Below are 6114 nucleotides of genomic sequence, written 5' to 3'. Positions count from 1 at the left end.
GTCACAGCCCGACTGGATATCGTTACGGGCAAAGTTCAGCGTCAAGTTCCCCTTCGAGACGACGACTCCGCCGAGTCCGTACTCGCGTTTCGTCGTCACGTACAGACCGTTACTGTAGATATCGAGTCCCTCGTGAGGCGTGTACTCGAGTGCGAGGATTGCATCGTCAGTTTCGCGTGTGAGTGACGGATGTGGCGAGTCCGCCACTGCCTCGAGTGGATCGCCCCTGTCAACCGGTTCGCCGTTAATTACGACTGAGTCGCCTGTCCGAGATTGCACGTACGCGAAGCGCTTGCGAAGATCGCGAACGTAGCGCCGCCAGCGGTAGCTGTCCGGCTCCGGAACTTCGTCTTCGTAGTGATCGATCTCGACAAGCATCCCCTCGAGATGATGCTCAGCGTCCACAAGCTGGCCATCGCGCCCGCTGACGTCTGCCCACTGCCCAGAGTTGTGTCGATCTCGGTAGTCGAAACACAGTGCGGTGTCGTGACTCCAGATACGAACGGCACCCTTCGCGATGATCGCACCCTTGCCGATGCCCCACTCGCCGATTGTCTCGTCATCCGATCGCTGTTTGCTTCCTGCACCCAACACTGAGAGGTTGCGTCGCCCTTCGGTCGACTCGAGGTCAACGCCAGCACCGTCGTCAAGGATGAGCGACCGCTCAGGTGAGATGCTGACCAACACACGGGATGACCCAGGACTGTCGATGCCGTTTTGGACGGCTTCGCGGATTGCGTCTGTGAGATCCGCCATCTGATCTTCGATAAGGTACGTTGCAACCCGCTCGTCAGCCGTCATCGTCACGGTCTCGTCAGTCGATGGCTGACTGGCCGGCCTCGAGTCAGTCGCTTCGCTCGTCACGAACTCCGATAACGTCGGATGATCTGTCATGGTGTCCACCCATCTGGCACCACACAAACCGAACCGTGCGGTCACTTGGGAACAGGAATGAACTCTGGTTCGACTTGACGTAGTCTCTCGGTGCTCTCGAAGAATGAGCCGGGTTGCCGAAGCGAAACGACCTATAGTGTCTACTTCGAAGAAGTACTACAGACAGTGAGCAGCGCAAAAGAACGGCTCGAGGACTTGCCACCGAGTGCGAAGTTGGTCTACAAGACGCTGGAATTCGAGGGAGAGTGCACACAGAAAGAACTGGTCAAAGAAACTCGACTCTCATCTCGGACTGTTCGCTATGCGATCTCTCGGCTTGAGGAAAAGGAGTTAGTTGAGCAACGAGTGTCCTTTCGAGACGCCCGTCAGAAGCTCTATTCGCTTGCGGAGTAGCCTCACATCAACGTGGACTCTTGGAATCCTCTGATGTCCTTGTCTTGGTAGCCTGTTCTACGACACCCTGATCACGGCCACATCGGATGATGTCACCACCACACGGAACTCTCCAACCGAGAATCGAATCTCGAGATCAGTCTCAGTCTGTGGGCCCGTCGAGTCTACAAGCCGCTCGAGGGCTTCGGCGACGATCATCCGCTGTAGTTGGTACTCTCCTCGATCGAGGTCCTGTTCCTCGAGTGCAGTGATGATCTCGAGCAGAAGCGATCGGTCATTCACCATCGGTCACCTCGCTGACGACGTCGATGATCTCCTGGGCGGTCGAACTGATCCGCTCGAGGCGATCGGGGATCGTTTCGGATTTGTCACGTGGCACGTGGCATTCTGAGCAATTCCGGCGCGGCCAACGTCGTCTCGTCGGCCACATGATCAATAGCGTGGTATGATCATTGATTGCCTACTAACGGATTAACTACCTGAACGGGTGGTTATACCAAATAAAGTTAGATAGACTGTATGAATTACGGTATATATTTTGAAATACATTATGTACTTGACCATCCCCAGTTTAAGTGTGATGAAACGTCAGGTGCACCTGTTAGGTCGGCAGCGATCCAGAAGTATATCTATGACTCCACTACCCGCACTTCAGACGAATACAGACGGTATGACGGCCTATGATCGTTCCCGAACGAACGCGTCGCTGGGGGGATTGCATGTTTGGTGAACAGACACCACACGTCGCTGACCGCGAAGCCCACGTCGTTGGCGGTGGCATCGCCGGCCTGGCCGCCGCGGCGTTTCTGATTCGCGATGGAAACATGCCTGGCGAGAACGTTCATTTCTACGAGAAACTTGACGTCGTTGGCGGGGCAATGGACGGTGCAGGCAATCCCGACGAAGGGTACGTTATCCGCGGTGGGCGCATGTTCAACTTCCCCGCCTACGAATGTACCTGGGACCTCTTCCGGACGATCCCTTCGCTCGAGGACCCCAGTATCTCGGTCAAAGAAGAGATGAACGAGTTCAACGAGATCCACGAGTCATATGCGGAGACGCGGCTGGTCGAGGATGGCACCCGTCTCGATGCCTCGCAGTTCGAACTGAAGATGCACCACCGGCTCTCGCTGGTTCGACTTCTGCTTACACCGGAGGAACGACTTGGAGACACCCGGGTCGAAGAGTGGTTCGACGACGACTTCTTCGAGACGAACTTCTGGTACTTGTGGGCGACGATTTTCGCCTTCCAGCCGTGGCACAGCGTCGCTGAGGTCCGCCGGTATATGTACCGTTTCTTGCACGTCTTCCCCGGTCTACACACGTTAGAAGACATCGACCGGACCAAGTACGATCAGTATCATTCGATGATCCTGCCGCTTCGGCGCTGGCTCGAAACTCGTGGCGTCGACTTCCAGCAGGACTGTCGCGTGATCGATATGGACATCGTGACTTCTCGAGTAGGGCGGACTGTCGAGCGGCTCCACTACGAAACCGGAGACGGCACTGAGAGCGTCGAGGTCGATTCCACGGACCTAGTCTTTTTCACCAACGGTTCGATGACCGATGGCTCGGACCTCGGGGCATGGGACGAAGCACCCGAAACGAACGAGACCGGCGCGTCCTGGGAGCTGTGGCGGTCGATCGCCGAGGACAACACCGGATTCGGCGACCCCGAGGTCTTCGCGGGCAATGTTCAGGAGACCAAGTGGGAGTCCTTTACCGTCACGTTGCACAACACTGATCTGTTCGATCATATCGTCGAATTCACTGACGAGGAGCCGGGCAACGGGCTGGTAACATACGTCGACTCGTCCTGGCTTCTGTCCACTGTCGTCGCAGCCCAGCCGCACTTCCCGAACCAGCCTGACGACGTGAAACTCTTCTGGGGATACGCCCTGTTCACAGACCAAGAGGGTGACTACGTCGAAAAGAAGATGTCCGAATGTACAGGACGAGAGATCCTCGAAGAGCTCTGTTATCACCTGCAGTGTGAGGATCGCCTGCCGGAAATCCTGGAGGACGTAGACTGCGTGCCGTGTATGATGCCGTTCATCACGGCTCACTTCCAGCCCCGGACGCCCGGCGACCGGCCGCTCGTCGTCCCCGATAGCTCGAACAATCTCGCATTCCTCGGGCAGTACGCCGAACTCCAACGTGACGTCGTGTTCACCGTCGAGTACTCGGTGCGGACGGCGATGACCGCCGTCTATGACCTGCTTGATCTCGATGAGGAGATTCCACCCGTGAGCAAGCACTACCGCGAACCGGGCGTGCTCGCAGATGCAGTGAGCGCCTCGTTCGATTGACTGGCAACGGCTGTGCTGTTTCCCGTCATGTGACGATCTCGTTGAGCGAATCGTCGAGACGACCGACGAGGAGTATCCCCTTTCGGACGGTGACGTGATCGTTATTACCACGAAAGTCGTTTCATTCGCCGAGGGGCGACTCATCGAAGCCGACGATGTCGATGTTACTGAACGTGACCAACGAGTCGCTGATATCACTGGAATCGATCCACGCGAGGTGGCGGTCATCTATGAGGAAAGTGACGTTCTCGGTGCAATCCCGATCGCAGAAATTGGTGAGGACCTGCTGTTGGAACACGCTGTGGATCCCGACGTCGCTCAAGAAGCGCTCGACGATGTCCCCTCCATGCTTGTGACCGAACGCAACGGCCGACTCTGTACAAATGCAGGCATTGACTGGTCGAACAGTCCGGAAGGAAAAATGACGCTCCTTCCAGAAGATCCCGACGAAAGTGCGCGACGGCTCCGCAAGGAAATCGAAGCACGAACTGGGGCCGACGTCGCTGTCGTGCTCTCTGACTCAGAAGTTGCCGGTCCGGGATCGATGGACCTCGCTGTTGGTTGTTCGGGAATCGAAGCGATTGACGCCAACTTCGGACGAACAGATCTCTACGACCAGCCGAAGATGGGCGGTGTCGATCTCGTCGCTGACGAACTCACGGCAGGTTCAGCGCTGCTGTTCGGACAGGCTGACGAACAGGTTCCCGTCGTGGTCGCTCGTGGGCTTGAGTATGAAGACGGTGAGGGTGTCCCGAACTCAAGCGGCATCGTTCGTCGAGGCCTCCGCAAAAGCATCGAGTTAACTGCTCGATTTAAGGCCCGGGAATGGTTCTGACATCGAGTCGAGCAACGACACATAGTTTCACGGCTGTCGCACAGTCAGCTGGCTTCATATTGGAATTAAGCGGATCTTCATGGAGTCACGCTCTTTGTGGGTAAGAGACCCTTGTAGACAGGAGTGGATGTCACTATCAGTCATAGAGCGCCGAAATCCCTACGCAGTATCGTACTCAATGAACCGAACGTCGACCCGCACGTCGTCTCCCGTTTTGTCGGTAATTCGTTCGTCCAGTTCCGAGACAAGTTCCGGATGGTCGTCATCGCCCGGCTGCTCGACCGTGATTACAATACGTTCGGGTCCCTCGAATAGGGACCCTTCTTCGATTCGTACTACTGGCTCGAACGGGATTTCTTCCTCAAGAAACAGTTCGACTTCGACGAGGTAGATGTCCTGATACGCTGACGAGTCGAGGACGGCCTCCGCTTCCGTCGTGACGTCGTTCTCAAGCGATGCGCGTTCGTACGACGCCCACGTGACACCGATCAGGAATATCGACAGTACTAGGATGACGAACGTCAACACGATGAGGCGACGACGGACTAACTGCCGTGCGATCCCTTCCTCACTCTGAATTTGGGGGCGGTATCCCATCGCCCAGAGGGTGAGGAGGCCCGTGATATTGACGCCCAGCAGATTGACGAAGACGAGGACGAGCGAGCCGACTGCGGCGTTCGGTATCCACCATGCGATAGCGATGCCGGCCGCTGCGGCGGGCGGGATCAGTGCAGCAGTAATCATCACGCCAACCAGTGTGACAGAGGTACCCGTCGAAAGGCACAACACGCCGGCAATTCCCGCGCCGAAGGCGACGACCAGCGAGAGGAGGTGAGGAAGAACCCGTTCGCTGACTTCGTTGATTTCGAGGACCTCAATCCCAGGCGGTACGAGAAACAGCGACTTCGAGAGCCAGGCGAACGCCGCGGAACCGGCAATCGCTACGCTGACGCCCAGCACTTGATACATAACCCCGGTCCAGAGCAAGTCGCGTTCGTTGAGAACGGTCCCGGCGCTGGCTGCGAGCGTCGGTCCGATCAAGGGTGCGATCACCATCGACCCGACCACGACGGCGGCCGAATCGAGTAACAGCCCGGCCGTCGCAACGATCGCACTGACCAGCGTCAGCGTCACGTATATCGGAATCGCCAATATGAGTCCTTCCGATTCGGCGTACAGTTCGTAGCGAGCGAGGCGCTGATCGTCCAGCACCTCTCCCGTGAACCGATCTTTGAGAGCTCCGAACTTTTGGGAGATGACCATGTCTGCCGTAACGATCACCGTGTGATCGTCCTCGCCGAGTCCGACCCTCTCTAACTCGTCTAAGATGACTTCGACGGCACTTTTCGGGAGGGTGAATGATTGCTCTGTTGAACGCAAGACAGCGGCAGTATTGGAATTTTGATATTCAGATTAATGTCGTTAGAACTTCTGTACTGCTGGTTTTGAGATCTGGATAATGTGGGAGAAGTACAGTCCGTTGATTCTGCAACCATCAGAATTAGGTCACTTTGTGAGGATTCATACGTGGATGACGGCGATGCCTCTGGCGGATACGTCCAGAGAAAGAGAGCAGGCGGCGAGCTCTAACTCGCCGCCTGCGATAGGTTATGCACGATACACTTGCGCGTGAGCTCTCGGAACTGGCCGTGCCAGCTCCGAGAGCGTAACTTCTCACCGTCA

Annotated in this window: 5 protein-coding genes and 3 pseudogenes; 3 read left to right on the top strand and 5 right to left on the bottom strand. The window is 56.7% G+C overall.

Features of this window, described 5'->3' with window-relative positions; genetic code table 11:
- Positions 1-894 (bottom strand): annotated as a pseudogene (locus BSG09_RS19745) (sensor histidine kinase); the annotation flags it as partial.
- Between the two features lie 165 nt (positions 895-1059).
- On the opposite strand from BSG09_RS19745, the gene BSG09_RS19740 reads away from it, so the two are divergent.
- The gene (locus tag BSG09_RS19740; protein WP_006182396.1) at positions 1060-1287 is read left to right on the top strand and encodes a MarR family transcriptional regulator; all 228 of its coding nucleotides are present in this window, start codon (positions 1060-1062) and stop codon (positions 1285-1287) included.
- 57 nt (positions 1288-1344) lie between these two features.
- Here BSG09_RS19740 and BSG09_RS19735 read toward each other — a convergent pair whose 3' ends face one another.
- The gene (locus BSG09_RS19735; RefSeq protein WP_092936171.1) at positions 1345-1569 is read right to left on the bottom strand and encodes a HalOD1 output domain-containing protein; all 225 of its coding nucleotides are present in this window, start codon (positions 1567-1569) and stop codon (positions 1345-1347) included.
- Positions 1562-1657: pseudogene (locus tag BSG09_RS20530) on the bottom strand (DUF955 domain-containing protein); the annotation flags it as partial. The gene BSG09_RS19735 and the pseudogene BSG09_RS20530, both read right to left, overlap by 8 nt.
- Before the next feature lie 349 nt (positions 1658-2006).
- On the opposite strand from BSG09_RS20530, the gene BSG09_RS19730 reads away from it, so the two are divergent.
- Both BSG09_RS19730 and BSG09_RS19725 read left to right on the top strand, forming a co-directional pair.
- Complete coding sequence (locus BSG09_RS19730) at positions 2007-3596, top strand: oleate hydratase (RefSeq protein ID WP_092936169.1); 1590 nt, start codon at positions 2007-2009, stop codon at positions 3594-3596.
- Positions 3592-4431 (top strand): coenzyme F420-0:L-glutamate ligase, encoded by an 840-nt coding sequence (locus BSG09_RS19725; protein ID WP_092936167.1) that lies wholly within the window; start codon positions 3592-3594, stop codon positions 4429-4431. Before BSG09_RS19730 ends, BSG09_RS19725 begins: the two co-directional genes overlap by 5 nt.
- A 159-nt stretch (positions 4432-4590) precedes the next feature.
- Here BSG09_RS19725 and BSG09_RS19720 read toward each other — a convergent pair whose 3' ends face one another.
- Positions 4591-5811, bottom strand: a complete 1221-nt coding sequence (locus BSG09_RS19720; protein ID WP_254799222.1) for a TIGR00341 family protein — start codon at positions 5809-5811, stop codon at positions 4591-4593.
- A gap of 206 nt (positions 5812-6017) precedes the next feature.
- Positions 6018-6114 (bottom strand): annotated as a pseudogene (locus BSG09_RS20525) (IS5/IS1182 family transposase); the annotation flags it as partial.

Origin of the sequence: Natrinema hispanicum (assembly GCF_900111485.1) — an archaeon.
Lineage (GTDB): Archaea > Halobacteriota > Halobacteria > Halobacteriales > Natrialbaceae > Natrinema > Natrinema hispanicum_A.
Note: the sequence above shows the minus strand (reverse complement) of the source record. Positions and strands in the feature narration are given on the sequence as shown.

Bases quoted from the DNA above. Each gene is read 5' to 3' on its own strand.
- BSG09_RS19730 (WP_092936169.1), top strand. From the start codon at position 2,007: ATGTTTGGTGAACAGACACCACACGTCGCTGACCGCGAAGCCCACGTC.